General features: G+C 65.0%; 21 protein-coding genes. 5 read left to right on the top strand and 16 right to left on the bottom strand.

Annotation, left to right across the window (positions count from 1 at the left end; all coding sequences use genetic code 11):
* Positions 1–89 precede the first annotated feature (89 nt).
* The 11 genes from IVB23_RS29020 to IVB23_RS28970 form a co-directional block, all read right to left on the bottom strand.
* On the bottom strand, positions 90–374 hold the full coding sequence (locus IVB23_RS29020; RefSeq protein WP_247800915.1) for a cupin domain-containing protein: 285 nt from the start codon (positions 372–374) through the stop codon (positions 90–92).
* 20 nt (positions 375–394) lie between these two features.
* Positions 395–1,492 (bottom strand): ionic transporter y4hA, encoded by a 1,098-nt coding sequence (locus IVB23_RS29015; RefSeq protein WP_061880830.1) that lies wholly within the window; start codon positions 1,490–1,492, stop codon positions 395–397.
* A 49-nt stretch (positions 1,493–1,541) separates the two neighbouring features.
* The gene (locus IVB23_RS29010) at positions 1,542–2,981 is read right to left on the bottom strand and encodes a sodium:proton antiporter (RefSeq protein WP_197968490.1); all 1,440 of its coding nucleotides are present in this window, start codon (positions 2,979–2,981) and stop codon (positions 1,542–1,544) included.
* The gene (locus IVB23_RS29005) at positions 2,971–3,768 is read right to left on the bottom strand and encodes an alpha/beta hydrolase (protein ID WP_197968510.1); all 798 of its coding nucleotides are present in this window, start codon (positions 3,766–3,768) and stop codon (positions 2,971–2,973) included. The genes IVB23_RS29010 and IVB23_RS29005 overlap by 11 nt, the downstream gene beginning before the upstream one ends.
* A 216-nt stretch (positions 3,769–3,984) precedes the next feature.
* Positions 3,985–5,382 carry an NAD(P)(+) transhydrogenase (Re/Si-specific) subunit beta gene (locus IVB23_RS29000; protein ID WP_197968491.1) on the bottom strand — a complete coding sequence of 466 codons (1,398 nt, stop codon included), beginning with the start codon at positions 5,380–5,382 and terminating at the stop codon, positions 3,985–3,987.
* 39 nt (positions 5,383–5,421) lie between these two features.
* Positions 5,422–5,739, bottom strand: coding sequence for a proton-translocating transhydrogenase family protein (locus IVB23_RS28995; RefSeq protein WP_028180801.1), 318 nt, complete (start codon positions 5,737–5,739; stop codon positions 5,422–5,424).
* A 22-nt stretch (positions 5,740–5,761) separates the two neighbouring features.
* On the bottom strand, positions 5,762–6,892 hold the full coding sequence (locus IVB23_RS28990; protein WP_247800914.1) for a Re/Si-specific NAD(P)(+) transhydrogenase subunit alpha: 1,131 nt from the start codon (positions 6,890–6,892) through the stop codon (positions 5,762–5,764).
* A gap of 137 nt (positions 6,893–7,029) precedes the next feature.
* On the bottom strand, positions 7,030–7,182 hold the full coding sequence (locus IVB23_RS28985) for an aa3-type cytochrome c oxidase subunit IV (RefSeq protein ID WP_008136857.1): 153 nt from the start codon (positions 7,180–7,182) through the stop codon (positions 7,030–7,032).
* 96 nt (positions 7,183–7,278) lie between these two features.
* A complete protein-coding gene (locus tag IVB23_RS28980) occupies positions 7,279–7,665 on the bottom strand; it encodes a type II toxin-antitoxin system death-on-curing family toxin (protein ID WP_247800913.1) in 387 nt (128 codons plus the stop codon).
* Positions 7,662–7,928: an AbrB/MazE/SpoVT family DNA-binding domain-containing protein gene (locus IVB23_RS28975; protein WP_061880835.1), complete on the bottom strand. Its 267-nt coding sequence runs from the start codon at positions 7,926–7,928 to the stop codon at positions 7,662–7,664. Before IVB23_RS28975 ends, IVB23_RS28980 begins: the two co-directional genes overlap by 4 nt.
* A 72-nt stretch (positions 7,929–8,000) precedes the next feature.
* Positions 8,001–9,953, bottom strand: a complete 1,953-nt coding sequence (locus tag IVB23_RS28970; protein ID WP_247800912.1) for a M3 family oligoendopeptidase — start codon at positions 9,951–9,953, stop codon at positions 8,001–8,003.
* A 127-nt stretch (positions 9,954–10,080) separates the two neighbouring features.
* Between IVB23_RS28970 and IVB23_RS28965 the strand changes: the two genes are divergently transcribed.
* The 3 genes from IVB23_RS28965 (at position 10,081) to IVB23_RS28955 (ending at position 16,022) form a co-directional block, all read left to right on the top strand.
* Positions 10,081–11,577: a sigma-54 dependent transcriptional regulator gene (locus IVB23_RS28965; protein WP_247800911.1), complete on the top strand. Its 1,497-nt coding sequence runs from the start codon at positions 10,081–10,083 to the stop codon at positions 11,575–11,577.
* Between the two features lie 350 nt (positions 11,578–11,927).
* Positions 11,928–14,123: a L,D-transpeptidase family protein gene (locus IVB23_RS28960; protein ID WP_247800910.1), complete on the top strand. Its 2,196-nt coding sequence runs from the start codon at positions 11,928–11,930 to the stop codon at positions 14,121–14,123.
* A gap of 285 nt (positions 14,124–14,408) precedes the next feature.
* Positions 14,409–16,022, top strand: a complete 1,614-nt coding sequence (locus IVB23_RS28955; protein ID WP_247800909.1) for a DUF882 domain-containing protein — start codon at positions 14,409–14,411, stop codon at positions 16,020–16,022.
* Positions 16,023–16,159: 137 nt separating this feature from the next.
* Here the strand turns inward: IVB23_RS28955 and IVB23_RS28950 are convergent, their stop codons facing one another.
* The 4 genes from IVB23_RS28950 to IVB23_RS28935 form a co-directional block, all read right to left on the bottom strand.
* On the bottom strand, positions 16,160–16,585 hold the full coding sequence (locus IVB23_RS28950) for a DUF1801 domain-containing protein (RefSeq protein ID WP_197968496.1): 426 nt from the start codon (positions 16,583–16,585) through the stop codon (positions 16,160–16,162).
* Positions 16,586–16,632: 47 nt separating this feature from the next.
* Positions 16,633–18,399 carry an adenylate/guanylate cyclase domain-containing protein gene (locus IVB23_RS28945; protein WP_197968497.1) on the bottom strand — a complete coding sequence of 589 codons (1,767 nt, stop codon included), beginning with the start codon at positions 18,397–18,399 and terminating at the stop codon, positions 16,633–16,635.
* 117 nt (positions 18,400–18,516) lie between these two features.
* Complete coding sequence (locus IVB23_RS28940; RefSeq protein WP_008546273.1) at positions 18,517–18,789, bottom strand: DUF2312 domain-containing protein; 273 nt, start codon at positions 18,787–18,789, stop codon at positions 18,517–18,519.
* A 197-nt stretch (positions 18,790–18,986) separates the two neighbouring features.
* Positions 18,987–19,292: a DUF1244 domain-containing protein gene (locus IVB23_RS28935; protein WP_194389820.1), complete on the bottom strand. Its 306-nt coding sequence runs from the start codon at positions 19,290–19,292 to the stop codon at positions 18,987–18,989.
* A gap of 168 nt (positions 19,293–19,460) precedes the next feature.
* On the opposite strand from IVB23_RS28935, the gene IVB23_RS28930 reads away from it, so the two are divergent.
* On the top strand, positions 19,461–20,054 hold the full coding sequence (locus IVB23_RS28930) for a DUF1036 domain-containing protein (protein ID WP_028180635.1): 594 nt from the start codon (positions 19,461–19,463) through the stop codon (positions 20,052–20,054).
* Positions 20,051–21,487: a pyruvate kinase gene (gene pyk, locus IVB23_RS28925; RefSeq protein ID WP_197968499.1), complete on the top strand. Its 1,437-nt coding sequence runs from the start codon at positions 20,051–20,053 to the stop codon at positions 21,485–21,487. The genes IVB23_RS28930 and pyk overlap by 4 nt, the downstream gene beginning before the upstream one ends.
* Positions 21,488–21,640: 153 nt before the next feature.
* On the opposite strand, the gene IVB23_RS28920 is transcribed toward pyk, so the two are convergent.
* Positions 21,641–22,321: a TetR/AcrR family transcriptional regulator gene (locus IVB23_RS28920; protein ID WP_061881221.1), complete on the bottom strand. Its 681-nt coding sequence runs from the start codon at positions 22,319–22,321 to the stop codon at positions 21,641–21,643.
* Positions 22,322–22,489 lie beyond the last annotated feature (168 nt).

The raw sequence follows: 22,489 nt of genomic DNA, 5'->3' as shown, positions 1-22,489 counted from the left end.
GGCCACTCCCCGCGCGATCTGATGCGGGAACTTTAGGGCATTGTGAGGGATCAACTGCGACGGATCAATGGCAAAGGGTAACGCCGGACCTACGGCTTCAGCTCGATCTCAAGGAACACGATCTCAGTTGAGGTTTCGTTAAGTACGTCGTGTTGGACGCCGGCCTTGCGGAAGTAGGATTTTCCGGCGGCGAGCTGCGCCTTGGACCGTTCGCCACCGGGCGCCACGATGGTCATCTCGCCGGCAACGACCGGAACAATCACGTAATCCATCCCATGGGTGTGATGCCCGGTAGCGCTACCCGGGACGAGCCGCCATTCGGTCACCCGGACCTGCTCGTTGTCGACCTGGACCTCGGACTTGGCGGCAAGCATCGAAACTCTCCTTTAGCGCTTCACGGCACGAAAACCATAAACACGTAGACGGCAAATACCACCATATGGACCAGTCCGAACAGGACATTGGTCCTGCCCGTGCCGAAGGTCAGCATGCTCAGGAAGAAGGTCAGCAGCAAAAGGACGCTGCCCTGGGCGTTCAGGCCGAGTTCGAGTTCCTTGTCGAGCGCATAGGTGGCGACACCGACGGCAGGGATCGTCAGACCGATGGTCGCCAGCGACGAGCCGAGCGCGAGATTGATGCTTTTCTGAAGGTTGTTCCTGCGGGCCGCGGCAATGGCCGCGACGCCTTCGGGCATCAGGATCAGCAGCGCGACCAGAAGGCCGGCGAAGGCCGATGGCGCGCCGATCCTGGCGCCGACGGCATCGACCACCAGCGAGAATTTCTTGGACAGCAGCACGACCGCCAGAAGCGAGACCAGGAGCAGCGCTACCGTGAGCGCGAGCGCCCCGGCCGACAGGTGCACCTCCGCGCCCTCGCCCTCGGCCCGTTCATGAACGAAGTAATCCTTGTGCAGGACGGTCTGGGTGTAGAGAAACACCGCATAAAGCGCGAGCGTGACAACGTCGACGAAGCCGAGCTGAATCGCCGAATAGACCGGCCCCGGCGTGGTGGTGGTGTAGTTCGGCAGGATCAGCGTGATGGTCGCAAGCGCGAACAGCACGCTGAGATAGACGTTGGCCCCTGAGAGCTGGAAGCCCTGCTCGCGATAGCGCAGGCCGCCGATGAAGATGCAGAGGCCAACGAGGCCGTTGCAGACGATCATGACGACGGCGAATACGGTGTCGCGCGCCAGTGCCGGGGCAGGCTTGTCGCCCAGCATGATCGTGGTGATCAGCGCGACCTCGATGATGGTCACCGAAAGCGTCAGCACCAGCGTGCCATAGGGTTCGCCGACCCGCTCCGCGATCACCTCGGCATGATGAACCGCGGCGAACACGGTGCCGAACAGGATGACCAGGAGGACGACGGCGAAGACGAGCCCGCCGAGCGACAGCGTGAACACATAGTCCGTCGCGCTGACGGCTGCGAACAACAGCACGGCCAGCCCCGGGAAGATCCAGGCCGACCGGGGCATCGGATTGTGCGCGCTCATCCACCACTTCCATTTGCTTGAATGAGCAGTAGCAAATCGGCCGGCAGATTCAATGCCAGTGCAGGATCGGGGCGACCGGCAGGAACGTCAGCAGCAGGAACAGGGGGATCAGCACGGCACCCGCGCGCAGGAGATAGCCGAAGAAACTCGGCATCTCGATGCCGCTCTCGCTGGCAATGCTGCTCACCATAAAGTTTGGCGCGTTGCCGATATAGGTGAGCGCTCCCATGTAGACGGCCCCCATCGAGATCGAGGCAAGCGTACCCGAGAGCTCGTGCATCAGCACTTGCGGGTCGCCGCCGGCGAGCTCGAAGAACAACAGATAGGTCGGAGCATTGTCGAGGAACGCGGACATCAGGCCGGTGAACCAGAAATAGGCGACCTCGCGCGGCGCTCCGTCCGGCTCGGTCACGGCGGAGAGCAGCCATGCGAACGCACCATCATTGCCAGCATTGAGCATGGCAATGACCGGGATGATGGCGACGAAGATGCCGGCGAACAGCTTTGCGACCTCGCGGATGGGCTCCCAGGTGAAACCGTTGGCCTGCCTGTGCTCGTCGGGCGTCAGCCACACCGACAGCGCCGCAATGGCCAGCAGCGCCAGATTGCGGACGACGTCCTCGAGGTCCAGCTTGGTGCCGAGAATGTCGAAGGCTATGCCGGGCTTCCACATCGCCGAGGCCAGCAGGCTCGCGACGATGGCCGCGATCAGCACCAGATTGACGAGGCCGCGGATGCGGACCGGCTGCGCCGGGCCGGTGTCAGCGAGCGGCTCGCTCCGGAAATGCCAGACGTCGACGGCGACGAAAATCGCGAGCAGCAGTCCGGCCACGATCGCGGTCTGCAACCAGAGGGCCCGCGTGGTCCAGAAGAAGTCGACGCCGTGCAGGAAGCCGACGAAGAGCGGGGGATCGCCGAGCGGGCTCAGCGCGCCGCCGACATTGGCCACCAGGACGATGAAGAAGATGACGACATGGGTGTTGTGGCGTCGCGGCCGGTTGGCGCGGATCAAGGGGCGGATCAGGATCATCGCGGCACCCGTGGTACCGACGATGCTCGCCCCCAGCGTGCCAAGCGCGAGGATGCCGGCATTGGTCGCCGGTGTCGCCTTGATGTCTCCGGTGATGAGGACGCCGCCGGCCACGACATAGAGCGAGAACAGCAGCACGATGAAGCCGAGATATTCGACCAGCACGGCGTGAACGAGCGCCGCCAGCGTCGCCATGCCGCCGGCAAAGAAGACGAGCGAGGCGAGCGCCAGCAGCGACCAGGCCGCGGCGAACTTGCCGTAATGGTGGTGCCAGAATTTTGCGAACAGCAGCGGCCCCAGAGCGATCGACAGCAACAGGCCGGCAAAGGGCAGCGCATAGGGCCAGCGCATCGCCGCGCCGTCGAGCCCGGTCGCGGCCCACGCCTGCTGCGGCAACAATGTCAGGATGGCGGCGAGGGCCTGGCTCCAGAGCCGCGTGACGATTCGCTTAGGATCCAATGAATTGCCTTGCCTTTTCGACCGCACCGAAGGCGTCGAGATTGTCGTGTCCGCCACCCGCAAAGCGAACGAACTGCTTCGGTTCGCGCGCGAGCGCGAACAGACGCTCTCCGAATATGATCGAAATGACAAGGTCATTGGTGCCATGCATCACCAACAGCGGCACCGTGACGCGCGCGATCCGTTCGTCCGAACGAAACTGGTCGCGCATCAGGAGGCGCACCGGCACGAACCGGAATGCTAGTGCGGCGATGTCGACCGTCGAGGTATAAGGCGCTTCCAGGATCAGCCTGCCGATCGGGTGTTCGGATGCGAGCGCAACTGCCACGCCCGTCCCGAGCGAAAAGCCCCAGACGACGATACGTTCCGCTCCATAGCGCGCAGTGGTGAAAGCGTAGGCGGCTGCGGCGTCGCGCAGCAGGCCCCGTTCGCTCGGTGTCCCGCTCGAGCCGGCATAGCCACGATACGACAAGGCAACGAGGCCGGTGCCGTCGGCGGTCATCGCCTTGAAACGGCTGACGCGGCCGGCGAGAAAATCGCCATTGCCGGGGAAGTACAGAATCACGGAATGACCTGGCCTGGCCGGCACGTGCCAGACGACGACTCTCTCGCCGTCCGACGTGGTCAGCACGTGCTCTTCCGCCTCGGGAAGTCCGGCAGCATCGGGTGCGGTGCGGCCGACGGGCGGGATCGGAAACAGCATCTCGCGCTGCCGGACATACAGCACGAGGAGCCCGGCGCAATAGACGGTCACCAGCGCAATGGCGATCCACTTGACGATGGTCATCATTGCGCGGCCCGCCTCTCGATGAGACTTACGGCTTGCGACGACTCCGCAGCAATTTCATGACATCGGGCCGAAGGCTCGCCGGAACATCGCGGCAGCCGCACGCCTGCTCGTGAGCAGCGTGCCAGACGACGCGCTGCTCGCGCGTCGCTTTGGGGGGCATCGGATGGGACCGGTGCCATTCCTCGTTGATAGCCACGGTCGGCGCGCCTCGCGCTACATCGCCTTGACGATGTTCTCGGTGACCTTCTTGGCGTCGCCGAGCAGCATCATGGTGTTGTCGCGATAGAACAGCGGATTGTCGATGCCCGCGTAACCCGAGGCGAGCGAGCGCTTGATGAACATCACGGTGCCGGCCTTCCAGACCTGGAGCACCGGCATGCCGTAGATCGGCGAGGACTTGTCCTCTTCGGCCGCGGGGTTGGTGACGTCGTTGGCGCCGATCACGAAGGCGATGTCGGCCTGCGCGAATTCGGAGTTGATGTCCTCGAGCTCGAACACCTCGTCATAGGGCACGTTGGCTTCCGCGAGCAGCACGTTCATGTGGCCTGGCATGCGGCCGGCCACCGGATGAATTGCGTATTTCACCTCGACGCCTTCCTTCTTCAGCATGTCGGCCATTTCGCGCAGCGCGTGCTGGGCCTGCGCCACCGCCATGCCGTAACCGGGCACGATGATGACCTTGGAGGCGTTCTTCATGATGAAGGCGGCATCGTCCGCCGAGCCGAGCTTGGCCGGCTTCTGCTCGCCGCTGCCCCCGCCGGCCACGGCAGTCTCGCCGCCGAAGCCGCCGAGGATGACCGAGATGAAGGACCGGTTCATCGCGTGGCACATGATGTAGGACAGGATCGCGCCGGAAGAGCCGACCAGCGCGCCGGTGATGATCAGCGCGGAATTGCCGAGCGTGAAGCCGATGCCGGCCGCGGCCCAGCCGGAATAGGAGTTCAGCATCGAGATCACGACCGGCATGTCGGCGCCGCCGATCGGGATGATCATGAGCACGCCGAGCGCCAGCGCGAGGATGACGATCATCCAGAAGTCGAACGCGCTGCCTGACAGCACGAGGCCGACGATGAAGAACACCAGCGCCAGGGCCAGCGCGATGTTGATGATGTGGCGGAACGGCAGGATGATCGGCGCACCGCTCATGCGCGCCGACAGCTTCAGGAACGCGATCACCGAGCCGGTGAAGGTCAGCGCGCCGATGGCGACGCCGAGCGACATCTCGACCAGGCTCTGCGGATGGATGTTGCCGGGGGTCCCGATGCCGAAGGCCTCCGGCGCGTAGAACGCGCCGGCCGCGACCAGCACTGCGGCCATGCCGACCAGCGAGTGGAAAGCGGCGACCAGTTCCGGCATCGAGGTCATCGGCACGCGGCGGGCGATCACCGCGCCGACGCCGCCGCCGATCGCGACCGCGAGGATGACGAGGATCCACGCCACGCCGTCGGCCGGCGGATGGCTTGCGAGCGTGGTGGCGACCGCGATCGCCATGCCGATCATGCCGAACAGATTGCCCTGGCGCGAGGTTGCCGGGCTCGACAGCCCGCGCAGCGACAGGATGAACAGCACCCCCGCCACGAGATACAAGAATGCAGAGAGATTGGCGCTCATCTCAGGTCCCCATTGATCCCTTCAGCCCGAGGTGGCCGCTCACTTCGACTTTTTCTTGTACATCGCCAGCATGCGCTGGGTGACGAGGAAGCCGCCGAAAATGTTCACGCAGGCGAAGACGAGCGCGACGAAGCCGAAGCCGCGCGCCCAGCCCGAGCCGCTCGAAATCATGCCGACACCCACCGCGAGCAGCGCGCCGACCACGATCACCGAGGAGATCGCGTTGGTGACGCTCATCAGCGGCGTATGCAGCGCCGGCGTCACCGACCAGACGACGAAATAACCGACGAAGACGGCGAGGACGAAGATCGACAGCTGGAAGATGAAGGGGTCGACGAGCTGTGCTGCATGCTCCATGGCGGCTCTCCTTAAACCCGATTTAAAATGATTTGGGCTGGAAGTTCGGGTGGATCACGGCGCCGTCTTTCGTCAGCGCGGTGGCCTTGACCAGCTCATCGTCCCAGTTAACGGCGAGCTTCTTCTCTTTCTTGTCGACCATGGTCTCGATGAAGGAGAACAGATTGCGGGCATAGAGGCTGGAAGCCGAAGCCGCGACGCGGCCGGCGACGTTGGTGTAGCCGACGATCCTGATGCCATCGAGGTCGACGACCTCGCCCGGCTTCGCACCCTCGACATTGCCGCCGCGCTCGACGGCGAGATCGACCAGCACCGAACCCGGCTTCATCGACCTGACCATGTCGGCGCTGACGAGCTTGGGCGCCGGCCGGCCCGGAATCAGCGCGGTCGTGATCACGATATCCTGCTTCTTGATATGCTCGGCGGTGAGCGCGGCCTGCTTGGCCTGGTATTCTTTCGACATTTCCTTGGCGTAGCCGCCGGCGGTCTGTGCGTTCTTGAATTCCTCGTCCTCGACCGCGAGGAATTTCGCGCCGAGCGATTCGACCTGCTCCTTGGTGGCGGGACGCACGTCCGTGGCTGTGACGACGGCGCCGAGACGGCGCGCGGTCGCGATCGCCTGGAGGCCGGCGACGCCGACGCCCATCACGAACACCTTGGCCGCGGGCACGGTGCCGGCCGCGGTCATCATCATCGGAAAGGCGCGGCCGAACGCCTCGGCGCCCTCGATCACGGCGCGGTAGCCGGCGAGATTCGCCTGCGAGGACAGCACGTCCATCACCTGCGCGCGGGTGATGCGTGGCATCAGCTCCATGGCGAATGCGGAGATGCCGGCATCGGCCATCGTCTTGAGCGCCGCCTCGTTGCCGTAGGGATCCATGATCGCGATGACGAGCGCGCCGCGCTTGTACTGCGCGAGCTCGGACGCCTCGGGGCGCTTCACCTTGATGATGATGTCCGCGTCCTTGAGCGCGTCGGCACTGACGGTGGCTCCAGCCGCGGTGAATTCGGAATCCGGCAGGCCCGACTTGATACCGGCGCCCGGCTCGACGGCAAGCTCGGCGCCCAGCGCTTTGAACTTCTTCACCGTGTCAGGCGAAGCGGCGACGCGCGGCTCCGACGGATCGATTTCCTTGGCAACGGCAATCTTCATGAGGCCTCCGGCGACGCGGGAAAAAGCGCGCACGCGAACTTAGCGTTACTCCCGCAACGTTGGATACCGGTTTTGGGACCGGCTTGAATGCAAATTTTGTGGGCACCGACGACGCTGGCGGTGCGGCAGACGATGGATCAGGTGAGGAAGATCGCCATCAGGATCACGATGAGCGCGACCGAGGCCGTGCCGTACTTCACCAGTTTGATGAAGCCCTCATAGGTCTGCTCGTGGGCAACATAGTCGTTGCCGTCGGCGGTGGTGTACGCCACTTCACTATGGTCAGCCATGGATGTCCCCAGTCGAAACTCGAATTCTCGGGCTGGGATACCTTAAAGATTTGAACAGGGCAACGGCACCGAGGCGGGGTTTTCCCGCAAATCGGGTCATTTGGAATTCCAATTGTCGCGGATCCAGCGCGCGAGGCTCTCCTCGCTGACTTCGCCGGCCGCGAGCGACAGGATCATGGCTGCCGCTTCTGCCTCGGGTACAACGAAGTCGATGCCGTTCACGCCGAGAAACGTGTACAGCGCCAGCAGAGACGTGCGTTTATTGCCGTCGACTAACGGATGATTGCGCGCGATGCCGAAAGCGTATGCCGCCGCCAATTCAGGAAGATCGGCGCTCTCGTAAGACCATTCGTTTCTGGGCCGATCGAGCGCGGATTCGAGCATGCCCTCGTCTCGAAGGCCGCTTGCACCGCCATGGATCGCCAGCTGTTCGTCGTGGATCGCAATGATGATCCGACGCATCAGCCAGAACGGCTCGCTCATTTGGCAAGCTCGGCGAGGGCGTTGTGATAACGCTTCATGCCTCGCCGCGCGACTTCCATCGCTTTTTCGAAGTCGGGATCACGCGGCGTCAGCAGGACGCCACCGTCCGATTGCTCGACCGGAAACAGCTTGTCGCCCTCTTTGAGATTCAGACGAGCCGCGAGCTCCTTCGGCAAGATGACGCCGATCGAATTGCCTATCTTGCGCACCTGGAGCACGGTGGACTCGTTCTTCAGATCCTTGGGGCCCGCATTCTCGTTCATGCCCGCACCTCGTTATACACTTGTATAACATGCCCCGAGCGATCGTTCAACAAATGTTTTACGGCCCCTACATCAGCCCATCGCCTCCAGCTCGTCGATCATCCCGGCGATGACGCTGAGCCCGCCGTCCCAGAACTTCGGGTCCTTGGCATCCAGCCCGAACGGCCGCAGCAGCTCGGAATAGTGCTTGGTGCCGCCGGCGGCGAGCATGTCGAGATAGCGCTCGGCAAAGCCTTCGGCCGCATTCTCGTAGACGGCGTAGAGCGAGTTCACGAGGCAGTCGCCGAAGGCATAGGCGTAGACGTAGAACGGCGAATGGATGAAATGCGGGATGTACATCCAGTAGTTCTCGTAGCCCGCCTTGATCTCGATCGCGGGCCCTAAGCTCTCGCCCTGCACCGACAGCCAGATCTCGCCGAGCCGCGTCGCGGTGAGCTCGCCGTTCTTGCGCTCGGTGTGGACCGCGCGCTCGAAGGAATAGAACGCGATCTGCCGCACCACGGTATTGATCATGTCCTCGACCTTGCCGGCGAGCAGCGCCTGACGCTGTTTCGCGTTCTTGGTCTGGGCCAGCAGCCGCCGGAAGGTCAGCATCTCGCCGAACACGCTCGCGGTCTCCGCCAGCGTCAGCGGCGTCGGCGCCATCAGCGCGCCGTTCTTCGCCGCCAGCACCTGGTGCACGCCGTGACCGAGCTCATGCGCGAGCGTCATCACGTCGCGCGGCTTGCCCTGGTAGTTCATCAGCACGTAGGGGTGCGCCGACGGCGTGGTCGGATGCGAGAAGGCGCCCGGCGCCTTGCCCGGCCGCACCGGCGCGTCGATCCAGCGATCGGTGAAGAAGCGCTCGGCGATATCGGCCATCTCAGGCGAGAAGCCGCGATAGGCCGTCAGCACCATGTTCCGCGCATCGGGCCAGCCGATCACGTCGGTGGCCGCAAACGGCAGCGGCGCGTTGCGGTCCCAATAGGCCAGCCGCTTCTTGCCGAACCATTTCGCCTTCAGCGCATAATAGCGATGCGACAGCTTCGGATAGGCCGCGCGCACCGAGGCGACCAGCGCATCCACCACCTCGCGCTCGACCCGGTTGTTGAGATGGCGGGAATCCGCGACGTCCTTGAAGCCGCGCCAGCGGTCGGAGATGTCCTTGTCCTTGGCCAGCGTGTTGGTGATCAGCGCAAAGGTGCGCTCATTGGCCTTGAAGGTCTTCGCCAGGGCTTCCGCCGCGCTCTTGCGCTTGGTGCCGTCGCGGTCCTGCAGCAGATTGAGCGTCGGCTCGATCGCGAGCTCCTTGGATCCGACCTTGAAGCGCAGGCTGGAGATGGTCTGGTCGAACAGCCGGTTGAAGGCTGAATAGCCGGTCTGCGCCTTCTCCAGGAAGAGCTGCTCGAGCTTGTCGTCGAGCTGATACGGCTTCTCCTTGCGCAAGTCTTCGATCCACGGACGGTAGTAGGCGAGCTCGGTGGCCTGCATCGCGCGGTTCAAAATATCGTCATCGATCCGATTGAGCTCGAGTGCGAAGAACAGAAGATGCGTCGACGCCGCCGTCAGGCGCTCGGACACGTCGCCGTAAAACTTTGAAATCGCGGGGTCAACGCTGTCGCCGGCATGGACGAGACCGGCATAGGAGCCGAGACGGCCGGCGAGATCGTCGATCGCCTCATAGCGTCGCACGGCTTCGGCGAGCCATTTTCCGCCATCTTCGTTTGCTGTCCCTGTTGCCAGCTTGCCCTTGTAGTCCGTCTCGAAGGCGACGCAGTCGATATCCAGCTTTTCGAGATCGCGCGCCACTTCCGGCGCGTCGATCCCGGAATAGAGATCGGCGAGGTTCCACTCCGGAAGCTTGCCGGTCTTGCTCGCGGCCTTTGCAAGTGAAGGCTTGGCGAGTGAAGGCCTGGCGAGCGAAGGCCTGGCGAGCGAAGGTTTGGCGGGCGAAGGTTTGGAGAATCTTTTCTTGGCGGGGGATTTCTTGGTGGCTGGCTTGCGGAGTGCCGATTTTGTGAGAGCGGTCTTGGAGCGCGAAGTCATTGTGTGGAAAACCTGTGTTCAACAATCGCGACGGCGGGCGGGGGCATCAAGGCTTAAGCATGTGTTAATCGGCTTCGGCCAGAGTGCCCCGATTCGAGACAGATAGTAGTAGCGTGCGGGGAACACCATGGCTGCCAGTATTTTGATCGCCGATGACGACGCTGTAGCCCGCCGGCTGGTCGAGAACATGGTGCAGAAATGCGGCTATGAGACGGTCGTCGTGGACTCCGGGGACGCCGCAATTGCCACCCTCACCGCCCCCGATGCACCGGCCATCGACGCCGTCATCCTCGATCTCGTGATGCCCGGCCTCGACGGCATGGGCGTACTCGCGAAGATCCGCGAAGCCGGCCTGAGCATCCCTGTCATCGTGCAGACCGCCCATGGCGGCATCGACAACGTGATCTCGGCGATGCGCGCAGGCGCGGCCGATTTCGTCGTCAAGCCGGTCGGCGTGGAGCGGCTCCAGGTCTCCTTGCGCAACGCGCTCAACACGTCCGCGCTCAAGGGCGAATTGCAGCGCATCCGTCACAGCCGTGAGGGCCGGCTGACTTTCTCCGACATCATCACGCGCGCTGAGGCAATGACCCCGGTGATGCGCGCCGCGCAGAAGGCGGCGAATTCGGCGATCCCCGTGCTGATCGAGGGCGAATCCGGCGTCGGCAAGGAAATGTTCGCGCGCGCCATCCATGGCAGCGGCGAGCGCAAGGCCAAGCCATTCGTCGCGGTCAATTGCGGTGCGATTCCCGACAACCTCGTCGAGTCCATCCTGTTCGGCCACGAGAAGGGCGCCTTCACCGGCGCCACCGAGCGGCACATGGGCAAGTTTGTCGAAGCTCATGGCGGCACGCTGTTTCTGGACGAGGTCAGCGAGCTGCCGCTGACCGCGCAGGTGAAGCTGCTGCGCGCGCTGCAGGAAGGTGCCGTGGAGGCCGTCGGCGGCCGCAAGCCGGTGAAGGTCGACGTCCGCATCATCTCGGCAACCAATCGCAAGCTGCTGGAGCGGGTGAAACAGGGACATTTCCGGGAAGACCTGTTCTATCGCCTGCACGTGCTGCCGCTGACGATTCCCTCGCTGCGCGCCCGGCGCGAGGACATCCCGCATCTGCTCAGGCATTTCCTGGCGCGCTTTGCCGCCGAGGAGAACCGCCAGATCACCGGCATCAGCGGCGAGGCGGTCGCGCACCTGGCCCAGCTCGACTGGCCCGGCAACATCCGCCAGCTCGAAAACGCGGTCTACCGCGCCGTGGTGATGAGCGACGGCGACCAGCTCGACATTGGCGATTTCCCCCTGCTCGCCTCGCAGCCGCATCCCGCTACGGATATTCCGACCGCTCCGCTGATGCTGGAGCCGGCGGCGATACCCTCGATAGCTTCAGGTAATGAAATACCGATCGCGCCGCTCCCCGCCGTGGGAACTCTCGCCATGCTCACCGCGACCGGCGATGTCCGCGCGCTGGAGGACATGGAGAACGAGATCATCCGCTTCGCGATCTCGCATTATCGCGGCCAGATGTCCGAAGTGGCTCGCCGCCTCAAGATCGGCCGGTCGACGCTCTACCGCAAACTCGACGAGGCCGGGGTTCCCGGACATGGCGGCAAAAGCGGTGAGGAGACGCACTGAGCCGGGTGCAAACGGAGGTTCGCGCGACGGTGCGCGACAGCGGTAAGCCGTTCGCATGACGACAGAATTCGACTGTGATTTGAACCGTGACCTGGAAGTGACAGACAGAGGGAAAACCGCGTGGCAGAAGCGCACAATCCGTTGCCAAGAGGCTCCCTTGAAGTCAGTTTGTCGTGAGTTGTCCCGGGTAGCGCTGGCCGCAGAATCGGGGCCTGTATATCGTCTGCGTAGGAATCGTTGCGTGCAGGCGTGCAACTTTCGAGAGGCCGGCGCAGTTTAGCCGAAGCTCATCAATAGGCGATAACGAAGCTGTTCCACGAGTGGACAGCTCACCCGAGGGGTGCGACACAATGCGTGACTGTTTGAACCACCGTGCGGGCTTTGACCGTGTCTTGATGACGGTCGCAGCGACCTTCCTCGCGGTGTCCGCCAACTCGGCGCTGGCGCAGGACCAGGCGCGCAGCAGCGCCGCCGAACTCGCGATCGAAGCTGCGATCCCGCGCCCCGAGCCGGCAAACGTCCCGCCCCCCACAGCAGCCGACATCAAGCTCGACACCACCGCCACGGTGCAGGATCCCACCAAGGAAATCGCGAAGGAGCCCGTCAAGGCGGACGCCGCGCCTGCGCCGGACAAGGTCGAGACCAGGCCGTCCGACGTCGCCACCACGCCAGCGCCCGAAACGCCGAAGAGCGAGACTGCGAAGACCGAGCCTGCAAACACCGAGCCTGCAAAGGCTGACACCGCGACCGCCACGCCGGCGGCTCCCGCGGCACCTGCTGCAGCGCCTCCCGCCGCCGAGCCGGTGAAGGCCGCGAGCAACGTGCCCGCCGCCGACCAGCCGGTCGCGGACAAGCTCAAGGACATCATCGGCGCCAAGACCTCGCGCTATTTCGACCGCAAGAACGAGCGCGCGGCGATCGAGAAGTTCTACGGCACACGCGATTTCGCGCCGGTCTGGACACAAGGCGGCAACCCGACCGCTGCGGCGAAGGGCGTGATCGCGCGGCTGAAGGACGCGGCCTCCGATGGCCTCAATCCCGCGGACTATCCGTTGCCGGATTTCGCCGCCGCCACGACGCCCGATGCGCTGGCGGATGCCGAGCTCAAGCTCACCGCCAGCATGTTCGACTACGCGCGCCATGCCCAGAGCGGCCGCATGCATTGGTCGCAGGTCAGCGGCGACATTCTCTATCCCGAGCATCCGGTCGACCCCAACGAGGTGCTCGCCAAGGTCACGACCGCGGCGGATGCTTCCGCGGCGCTCGACAGCTACAACCCGCCGCACAAGCTCTACAAGGAGCTGAAGGCCAAGCTCGCCGAGTTGCGCGGCCAGGGCAACGGCCCGGTGATCGAGATCGCCGACGGCCCGGCGCTGAAATACACCCCGGCCAGCAAGAAGCGCGCTGAAATCGTCGTCGAAGATCCGCGCGTGCCGCAGCTCCGCGCCAAGCTCGGCCTTGCCGAGAACGCCGGCGACACCCGCTACGACGCGGCGGTCGCCGAGGCCGTGCGCAAATTCCAGAGCGGCGCCGAGATGAAGGCGACGGGTATTCTCGACGACAAGACCGTCAAGGCGCTCAACACTCCCAAGCGCGACAAGCAGATCGACGTCGTGCTGGTCAACATGGAGCGCTGGCGCTGGCTGCCGCGCGACCTCGGCGCGCCTTCGCTGGGTGATGCCTATGTCATCCTCAACATTCCCGACTTCACGCTGAAGGTGATGCAGCGCGGCCAGCAGGTCTGGACCACCCGCGTCGTGACCGGCAAGCCCGGCCAGCACGCCACCCCGCTGCTGACCGAGACGATGAAGTACATCACGGTCAATCCGACCTGGAACGTGCCGCCGTCGATCGTCTACAACGAATACCTGCCGGCGCTGCAGCAGGACCCGACCGTGCTTCAGCGCATGGGCCTCAGGCTCGAGCAGAACCGCGACGGCTCGGTGCACATCTCGCAGCCGCCCGGCGAAGCCAACGCGCTCGGCCGCATCCGCTTCAACTTCCCGAACAAGTTCCTGGTCTATCAGCACGACACGCCGGACAAGCAATTGTTCGCCAGGGACGAGCGCGCATTCAGCCATGGCTGCATGCGCGTACAGAATCCGGATCAATACGCCTCCGTGCTGCTCAACATCACCATGCCGAGCGAGAAGTACACGCCGGAGCGCGTGCGCAGCATGTACGGCAAGAGCGAGATCGATCTGAAATTCCCGACCCCGATCCCGGTCAACATCACCTATCAGACTGCGTTCGTGGATGACGCCGGCAAGCTGCAATTCCGCAAGGACATCTACGGTCGCGATGCGGCCATGATCAACATCCTGAAGAACAACCGCGGCAAGGACCTCGAGGCTGTCGTCGCCCATTCCCAGCCGAGCTATTCGCGCCCGGCGACGACGCTGCCCTCCGGCGTGGCGGTGGCCAACAATGGCGGTGGCTTCGGCTCGTCCGGCCCGAACTTCTTCGAGCGGCTGTTCGGAGCGCCGACCCCGGCCCAGCCGCCGGCGCCGGTCGGCCGTCGTCCGCAGCGGGTGTTTACCCGCTGAGGCCGGCTCAGCGCCATTCTCACAAGAATTCTGCAATGAAATCAGCGGCCCCGTCCTTTGGATGGGGCCGCCTAACGTTAACCATGCGCCAACCCGCGCCGGGGCGGCGGGCGTTTTTTTGCCACAGTCAACCGCTTAGGATCGTACTCTGACTTGGTTTGGGGGCGGGAAGGTCAACCTCGAATTAACCTTCTTGCTTTAAGAAAGCGTTCATCCTCTTCGCGCTGCTAACGGGGTTGGCGGGAGAGTCCATTTTGAACGCTCGTCGACTGGGTGGGCTCATACGTGCTGACTGGTTTCGCACGCAAATTCGTTGCGCTGTCGTTGTCCCATGCGGGGGTGAAGGCCGGATCCCGGATCGGCCTCGCCTCCGTGTTGCTGCTTGCCGCCGCAGGCTCGGTCCACGACGCCGCGGCGCTGAACGAGACCAAGTCGCTCTCCTTCCACCACACCCATTCCGGCGAAGACCTCACCGTCACCTTCAAGCGCGACGGCCGCTATGACGAAGCCGCGCTGAAGCAGCTCAACCACTTTTTGCGCGACTGGCGCACCCAGGACGAGACGGTCATGGACCGTCGCCTCTTCGACATCCTCTGGGAAGTCTATCGCGACGTCGACGGCAAGCAGCCGATCCAGATCATCTCCTCCTACCGCTCCCCCGCCACCAACGCCATGCTCCGCCGCCGCTCCTCCGGCGTGGCGCGCTCCAGCCAGCACATGCTCGGACATGCGATGGACTTCTACATCCCCGGCGTGCCGCTGGAGCAGATCCGTTTCGCCGGCCTGCGTCTCCAGCGCGGCGGCGTCGGTTTCTATCCGACCTCCGGCTCGCCCTTCGTGCATCTGGACACCGGCAGCGTCCGGCACTGGCCGCGCATGACGCATGACCAGCTCGCCCGCGTCTTCCCGGACGGCAAGACGGTGCATCTGCCGACCGACGGCGTTCCGCTGAAGAACTATGAGCTGGCCAGGGCCGAGATCGAGCGGCGCAGCAGCGGCGACGACGCCGGCAGCAAGCCGAATTTCTTCGCCGCCTTGTTCAGGAGCAAGCCGGCTCCCGCCGCGAGCAGCGACGAGGATGACGAGGGCGCGCCCGCAACGGCCGCGAAGCCGTCCGCGCCGACCGTGGTCGCAGCCGCCGCCAAGCCCGCCGAGCCGGTGCCGACGCCCCGCGCCAAGCCGCAGATCGCCGCAACCCTCCAGCTCGCTTCGGCCGATGCCCAGATCGTTGCGCCGCCGAAGCCCGCGCCCGTGGCTGACAAGCCGGCGACCGGCAAGTCTGTCGAGGGCAAGCTGGAGACACCGGCCGACATCATCAACGCCCGCGGCTTCTGGGATGATGTCCCGGCCGCGCCGCAGCAGGCGACGCCGGCTCAGGTCGCAGCGTTGAAGGCGCGTCAGGCGCTGGCCGCCGCCACCGATCCGCAACCAACCGCGAGCGTGACCAACGCGGCCTTCCAGGCCCTGGCCTATGCGCCGGCGGCCTCCCCGGTCGACCGCGCCAACGTCGTCGCAGCGTCAGCGCCGATCCCGCGCACCGCCCGCCCGTCTGCGGCCTCCCGCAGCGTGGCCCAGGCGACGGAGATCAACATGGTGGTCGGCAAGAGCATCGACGGCAGAGTCGCAACCGCCACCCGCCTCTCTGCGGCCAAGGGCGAAAACATCTGGCTCAAGATCGTGATGCTGTCGCCGAGCGCCAGCCGCGCGATGTCGGTGACGCTGATGGGCGAGCTCGACACGGTCGCGCTGCGTGCCTATTTCGTCAAGCCGCGCGCGGTCGTCGCGATGGGTTTTGTCGACGATCCGATGCAGGGCCTGTCCTGCGACAGCTTCTCGGGCAGCGCGACCGCGAAGCTCGAGACGACGTCGTTCGTCATGCGCACCGCGGCGCTGCGCTGAGGCCGGTAGCCCCTCTCTCTATCCACGAACTCGGCCTCGTAGCCCGGATGAGCGCAGCGACATCCGGGAAAGCGGCGCGCGCTGAAACAGCCCGGATATCGCTTGGCTCATCCGGGCTACAGGTTCACAGCATCTATTTATTTCGCTTTCCCGCCCCGCCGGTCCAGATGATAGGTCAGCGCCAGCGACAAGCAGACGGCGAGCTCCCGCTTCGGCAATTTGCCCGCCACCGGCAACAGCAACGCCCTGGTCTGCCGATACTCGAACTTATCTGGAAAGCGCTCGCGAAAGGTGTCGATCAGCGTCGTCTTGCAGTTGAACAGAATGGCGGCGTGATCGGAAGCCTTCAGGCGGCCCAGCCTGATCGTTGAGCCGCTGCCCGTCTCTTCGGTCAGGTAGGCCGGTTCACCCCATTTCAGGGTTTCGCTGAGCCGCCCGACCTCCTCATGCGCCGCGGCGGTCGCAAAGATCAGCTTGCGTACCTGAAGAAGCCGCTTACGCATCGGCGTCGGAAAGGCGTCGAAGGCCCGGCTCACCTCGCGCGGCAATATCGGCTCGGTCACAGTCTCACTCTCGATGGATCGGCAGTCGGTCGCCGCCGTGCGCCGGATCAAGCCGGCAGGCCTGCCCGGAGAAGGCCCGCCTCATAGCGCTGACGATCGACCTCCTGCTTATAATGCTGGGTAGCGAGATGACTGGCCACCGAAAATGCCGGCTCACGCTTGAGAACTTCGGCCGCGTGCGCGCCAGCCGCCACTGCATTGCCCATCTGCGCGAAGATCCCGGCAAGGAAGGCGTGATGGGTGTGATCGGGGCGTGAGATCCTCGAGAAGGCTTCGGCGGCTTCGGCGTATTTCTCGGCACAGTAATAGGCGCGCCCGAGATGGCTCCAGAACCGCTCTGGGTGATACGGATTGAGCCGCATCGCCTTCTTGATCCAGTCGATGCCCTCCTCCGGCCGCCCCAACCAGGTCAGCAGTTCGCCCTGCTGCACCACCACGAGGTCATAGTTCGGGTTGAGCGCGAGCGCGCGTTCCTGATGATAGGCGGCCTTGCCATGGTCGTCGCGGTTCAGATTGAGTGCCGCGAGGATGCGGTGGACGTCGCTGTCATTGTCGTCGAGGCCCAGCGCGGTTTCCAGCTCTGCAGCCACCTGCTCGAAGGTGGCGTCGCGATCCGCGCACCAGTTATAGACCCAGGTCTGGCCGAGGACGCACGCCTTCCACGCGTGCGCGTGAGCATAGTTCGCGTCGAGTTCGAGCGCCCGACCAAGCAGAAGTTGCGCCCGCGCATTGTCTTCGCGATTGGAGCGATGGTGCAGGATCTTCGCAGCCAGCACGCATTCATAGGCTGCCATGTTGTCCGTCGGTTTGCGGTTCGCCCGATCGTGCGTCGCGGCCTCGACACGGCCGGGCAACGTGGCGGCGATCGCCCGGGTCATCTCGTCCTGGATCGCGAAGATGTCCTTGAGCTCGCCGTCATAGCGCTCGGCCCAGATATGCCGATCCGTCTCGGCATCGATCAGCTGCACGGTGACGCGGACGCGATCTCCGGCCTTTCGCACGCTTCCCTCGATGACGTAGTCGACACCGAATTCGCGGCCGACATCCTGTACCTTGACCGACTTTCCCTTGTACACGAACGTCGAGTTGCGCGAGATCACCAGCAGGTCGTGGAAGCGTGAAAGCTCCGTGATGATGTCCTCGGTCAAACCGTCCGCAAAGAACTCCTGCTCCGGATCGCCGCTCATGTTGGCGAAGGGCAGCACGGCGATGGACGGCTTCTTCGACTTGCCAGTCGCCTTTGCAGCGGCCGTCGTGCCGGCTGTCGCGCTTGCCAGCCCATCCTCCAGTCGAATCCGGTAAACGCGGATGGAACGCGCGATGTTCTTGACGTTCTGCTCGCCGATGTCCTCGAATGCGACGCCATCGAGACGCTGGCCCAGCTGGTCGCGCACCGCGCTGGAGATGCAGATGCCTCCGGGTTCGGCCAGCGCCTCCAACCGTGCCGCGACGTTGACACCGTCGCCGAAAATGTCGTTCTGGTCGACGATCACGTCGCCCAGATTGATACCGATGCGGAATTGGATCCATCGCGGCGGCGGGACATCGGCGTTGCGGCGCCCCATCCGGCTCTGAATTTCAGCAGCGCACAACACTGCATCGACGACGCTGTGGAATTCGACCAGCAGGCCGTCGCCCGTGGTCTTGATGATGCGGCCGTGATTTTTGGCAATCGCCGGATCGATGAGCTCGATCCGGTGGGTCTTGAGACGCGCGAGCGTGCCACCCTCGTCGACCTCCATGAGCCGACTAAAGCCGACCATGTCAGCCGCGAGGACCGCGGCGAGCCTGCGCTCTGGTCCAGGCACATCCATTGCTCGGTCCCTTCGCCGAGCATTCTAGCAGACCAGCGGATTTTACCCAAGCGCAGGCCGTCCGCAAATTGCGGCCCGGCGAGGTACTCTTATGGATGAGGCGCGGTCCTGTCGCCTTCAGATCATCCCCAGCGCCTGCATGTAGGTCTCGAGAATGGTCTCGGCCTCGGCGCGCTCGTTGGGGTCCTGCTTGCGCAGGCGTACGATGGTGCGCAGCGCCTTGACGTCGTAGCCGTTGCCCTTGCTCTCGGCATAGACGTCGCGGATGTCGTCGGAGATCGCCTTCTTCTCTTCCTCCAGCCGCTCAATGCGCTCGATGATGGACTTGAGCTGGTCCTTGGCAAATTTCGTCGCGGGCTCGTCGTCGCGGACGGCGGCGGAGGTGGCCATCTTGTACTCCCAATGGAACTGGCAAAACGAGGTGACGCCGGCATCCCTCACCGCGCGTGCTGGGTAGACCCTTAGGGTTGGGGCCAGCTGCATTCAAGCAAGCATCGCGCTCGTCCACAGCGCGCCCACACCTTCGTGCGCCGAGGCGAAGAAAGCTGTTGTCTGGGTGCGACTCGGGCGCTGGAGGTGGGCGCCGTTCAATGCCCGTGGGGATGGACCTTCTTCATCGTCTCGAGCTGCTCGGGCGTGGCCGTGCCCTGGTACTTCGCCTTCCAGGTCTCGTAGGGCATGCCGTAGACGGCCTCCCGGCTCTCGTCCTTGCTCAAGGGCACGCCCTGGGCGTCCGCGGCGTCCTTGAGCCAGTTGGACAGGCAGTTGCGGCAGAAGCCCGCCAGATTCATCAGATCGATGTTCTGGACGTCCGTCCGCGTCTTCAAATGGTCGACCAGGCGCCGGAAAGCCGCCGCCTCGAGCTCCGTTCTGGTTTTGTCGTCGATTGCCATGGCTGTATTCCTTAAGGGCCCGTCCCGATGGCGGTCACCCTTACGGGATCAGGTGGGTCCTGTCACAGATTTTGCCATATCGCGGCGCAAACGGGCCAAAGCCCGGCTACGGGGCGCGTCCCCGGCCCAACGCCAAATCGTCAATGATCTGGTATAGCTTCCGCGACAATGATTGCCGAATCTCCCCGCTTCCCGCTTCGCCTGCTCGCCCGGTTGGTCCCGGTGCTGGTCGTCGCCCTGCTGTGCCTTTGCGCCAGCCCGGCCTCGGCCGATTTCCGCCTCTGCAACAACACTTCGAGCCGGGTCGGGATCGCGCTCGGCTACAAGGATGCCGAGGGCTGGACCACCGAGGGTTGGTGGAACATCTCATCGCGCTCCTGTGAGACGCTGCTCCGGGGCACGCTGGTCGCCCGCTACTACTACATCTACGCCATCGACTATGACCGGGGCGGCGAATGGTCGGGCCAGGCCTTCATGTGCTCGCGCGACAAGGAGTTCACCATCCGCGGCACCGAGGATTGCCTGGCGCGCGGCTATGACCGGACCGGCTATTTCGAGGTCGACACCGGTGAGCAGCGGGCCTGGACGGTGCAGCTGACCGACGCCAACGAACAGCCGGCGCAGCAACGCGTACCTGGCCTGCCTGGCCCGGTTGGCCCGGGCGGCGTTCCGGGTTTGCCCAATGGTCCGCCCGGTGGTACGCCCCCCGCGGCGCCTGGCCTCCCGCCAGCCCCCTCGCCCCCGTCTGGAAATAAGCCATGAGGCGTCTTCGCCGTATCAAGATTCTCGCGACCCTGGGACCGGCTTCTTCAGACCTCGCGATGATCCGCCGCCTGTTCGAGGCCGGCGCCGACCTGTTCCGCATCAACATGAGCCACACCCCGCATGACAAGATGCGGGAGCTGGTGGCGACGATCCGCAACGTCGAGAGCAGCTATGGCCGGCCGATCGGCATCCTGGTGGACCTCCAGGGCCCCAAGCTCCGGCTCGGCGCCTTTGCCGACGGCGCGGTCCAGCTCCAGAACGGGCAGACCTTCACGCTGGATTCCGACAAGACGCCTGGTGATGCCACGCGCGTCAATCTCCCGCATCCGGAGATCCTGGCTGCGCTGCGGCCAGGCCATGCGCTGCTGCTCGACGACGGCAAGGTGCGGCTGATCGCGGAGGAGACCTCGAAAGAGCACGCGGTGACGCGTGTCGTCGTCGGCGGCAGGATGAGCGACCGCAAGGGCGTCAGCCTGCCCGACACCGACCTGCCGGTCTCGGCGATGACGCCGAAGGACCGCGCCGACCTCGAGGCGGCCCTCGTCACCGGCGTCGACTGGATCGCGCTGTCGTTCGTGCAGCGCGCCGACGACGTCATCGAGGCCAAGAAGATGATCCGCGGCCGCGCCGCCGTGATGGCCAAGATCGAGAAGCCGCAGGCGATCGATCGCCTCGCCGACATCATCGAGGCCTCCGACGCGCTGATGGTGGCGCGTGGCGATCTCGGCGTCGAACTGCCGCTCGAGCGCGTGCCGAGCCTGCAGAAGCAGATGACGCGGATGGCGCGCCGCGCCGGCAAGCCGGTGGTGATCGCGACCCAGATGCTGGAATCGATGATCCAGTCGCCGGTGCCGACCCGCGCCGAGGTCTCCGACGTCGCCACGGCCGTCTACGAGGGTGCCGACGCCATCATGCTGTCGGCGGAATCGGCAGCCGGCAAATTCCCGGTCGAGGCGGTCTCGACCATGAACCGCATCGGCGAGGAGGTCGAACGCGACCCGACCTATCGCTCGGTGGTCACGGCCCAGCGTCCCGCGCCGGAATCCACCGCGGGCGATGCCATCGCGGACGCCGCCCGGCAGATCGCCGAGACGCTCGACCTGCCCGCCCTGATCTGCTGGACCAGCTCGGGCTCGACCGCGGTGCGCGTGGCCCGCGAGCGGCCGAAGCCGCCGATCGTGGCGATCACTCCGAACATCACCACGGGCCGCCGGCTCGCCGTGGCCTGGGGCGTGCATTGCGTGGTGGCGGAAGACGCGCGCGACCAGGACGACATGGTGAGCCGCGCCGGCCAGATCGCGTTCCGGGACGGCTTCGTCCGCGCCGGCCAGCGCGTGATCATCGTCGCCGGCGTGCCGCTCGGCATCCCCGGCACCACCAACATGGTGCGCATCGCCTCGGTCGGCCCCGAGGGCGACGCCAACATGTGAGGCCCGCCGGGGCGGCCAAACAAAAAGTCGAAAAACAACCCCATGCACAGTAGCCGGCCAGAACCGGCCGGCTTGCTGGGATGTCGCGAAAAAGCATGCGCGGGCAATGACCTGAATGCGATCAGGCCGACACCTCGCGCGCAGCGCGATTTTTCAAGCCCCGACCAGCGCCTTCGTCGTCGGCAGCAGCGTCTGCTGCACCACGAGGCCGCGGGCGCGGGCGTCCATGACGCCGACCGCGCGCAGCGCCAGCAGTGTCACGGTCTGCACCGCATCGCGCATCTTGACGGGATCATCGAGATTGTCGGGCGCGAGCGGCCCGACCAGGGCCTCGTGCAGCGCGCCGAGCAATGCGGTGGCGGCGAGCGCGGTATCCTGAGCCGGCAGGTGACCGGCGCGCACGGCGGCATCGATCCGGCCAGCGATCTCGCCGGCGATCTCGCGTCGACTGGCAAGGCGCGAAGCGCTGACATCGACATCGACGGGCTCGGCCAGGATGCCCCAGGCCAGCCTGCGCTGCGACAGCGTATGCACCGCCACGGTGGTCACGGCCGCCGCCAGCGCCGAGGACGGCCCCGGCGCGGCATCGGCTGCCCGCCGGATCGCCGCGAGCTCGTCGCGGGAAACCTCGGCAATGAGCTCGGAGATCAGATCGGCCTTGGAGGGGAAGTAGCGGTAGACCGTGCCGGCCGCGACATTGGCCCGGACCGCGACGGGCGCGATCTGCACCGCCGCCATCCCGCCTTCCGCGGCCGCGTCCCGCGCCGCCGCCAGTATAGCGCTGCGCCGTGCCGCAAGGCGCTTCACCACTTGATGCGTCCGCCGATAAACCATGGCGCGCTTCCTGTCCCACACGCCGGCCACACGCCCTGCGGCCAAACGCTTCGTCACGTCAAAAGATGCAAATCGCCCCCGCAAGGACTGAACAACTATTCAGGGTGAATGACAAGATGGGAAATGCGTGAAGCGCCATTGCGAGCGGACGGAGGCATCAAGCCTGCA

This window comes from Bradyrhizobium sp. 191 (assembly GCF_023100985.1).
Taxonomy (GTDB): Bacteria; Pseudomonadota; Alphaproteobacteria; order Rhizobiales; family Xanthobacteraceae; genus Bradyrhizobium; species Bradyrhizobium diversitatis.
This window is presented reverse-complemented; position numbering and strand designations above follow the sequence as displayed.

What these genes read in the sequence shown, in the direction of transcription:
- IVB23_RS28920 (WP_061881221.1), bottom strand. Translation starts at nt 22,321, where the DNA reads ATGGTTTATCGGCGGACGCATCAAGTGGTGAAGCGCCTTGCGGCACGG.
- IVB23_RS28965 (WP_247800911.1), top strand. Translation starts at nt 10,081, where the DNA reads ATGGCTGCCAGTATTTTGATCGCCGATGACGACGCTGTAGCCCGCCGG.
- IVB23_RS28945 (WP_197968497.1), bottom strand. Translation starts at nt 18,399, where the DNA reads ATGGATGTGCCTGGACCAGAGCGCAGGCTCGCCGCGGTCCTCGCGGCT.
- IVB23_RS29000 (WP_197968491.1), bottom strand. Translation starts at nt 5,382, where the DNA reads ATGAGCGCCAATCTCTCTGCATTCTTGTATCTCGTGGCGGGGGTGCTG.
- IVB23_RS28930 (WP_028180635.1), top strand. Translation starts at nt 19,461, where the DNA reads ATGATTGCCGAATCTCCCCGCTTCCCGCTTCGCCTGCTCGCCCGGTTG.
- IVB23_RS28940 (WP_008546273.1), bottom strand. Translation starts at nt 18,789, where the DNA reads ATGGCCACCTCCGCCGCCGTCCGCGACGACGAGCCCGCGACGAAATTT.
- IVB23_RS28975 (WP_061880835.1), bottom strand. Translation starts at nt 7,928, where the DNA reads ATGAACGAGAATGCGGGCCCCAAGGATCTGAAGAACGAGTCCACCGTG.
- IVB23_RS29015 (WP_061880830.1), bottom strand. Translation starts at nt 1,492, where the DNA reads ATGAGCGCGCACAATCCGATGCCCCGGTCGGCCTGGATCTTCCCGGGG.
- IVB23_RS28960 (WP_247800910.1), top strand. Translation starts at nt 11,928, where the DNA reads ATGCGTGACTGTTTGAACCACCGTGCGGGCTTTGACCGTGTCTTGATG.
- pyk (WP_197968499.1), top strand. Translation starts at nt 20,051, where the DNA reads ATGAGGCGTCTTCGCCGTATCAAGATTCTCGCGACCCTGGGACCGGCT.
- IVB23_RS29020 (WP_247800915.1), bottom strand. Translation starts at nt 374, where the DNA reads ATGCTTGCCGCCAAGTCCGAGGTCCAGGTCGACAACGAGCAGGTCCGG.
- IVB23_RS28990 (WP_247800914.1), bottom strand. Translation starts at nt 6,892, where the DNA reads ATGAAGATTGCCGTTGCCAAGGAAATCGATCCGTCGGAGCCGCGCGTC.
- IVB23_RS28970 (WP_247800912.1), bottom strand. Translation starts at nt 9,953, where the DNA reads ATGACTTCGCGCTCCAAGACCGCTCTCACAAAATCGGCACTCCGCAAG.
- IVB23_RS28935 (WP_194389820.1), bottom strand. Translation starts at nt 19,292, where the DNA reads ATGGCAATCGACGACAAAACCAGAACGGAGCTCGAGGCGGCGGCTTTC.
- IVB23_RS28985 (WP_008136857.1), bottom strand. Translation starts at nt 7,182, where the DNA reads ATGGCTGACCATAGTGAAGTGGCGTACACCACCGCCGACGGCAACGAC.
- IVB23_RS28995 (WP_028180801.1), bottom strand. Translation starts at nt 5,739, where the DNA reads ATGGAGCATGCAGCACAGCTCGTCGACCCCTTCATCTTCCAGCTGTCG.
- IVB23_RS29005 (WP_197968510.1), bottom strand. Translation starts at nt 3,768, where the DNA reads ATGACCATCGTCAAGTGGATCGCCATTGCGCTGGTGACCGTCTATTGC.
- IVB23_RS28980 (WP_247800913.1), bottom strand. Translation starts at nt 7,665, where the DNA reads ATGAGCGAGCCGTTCTGGCTGATGCGTCGGATCATCATTGCGATCCAC.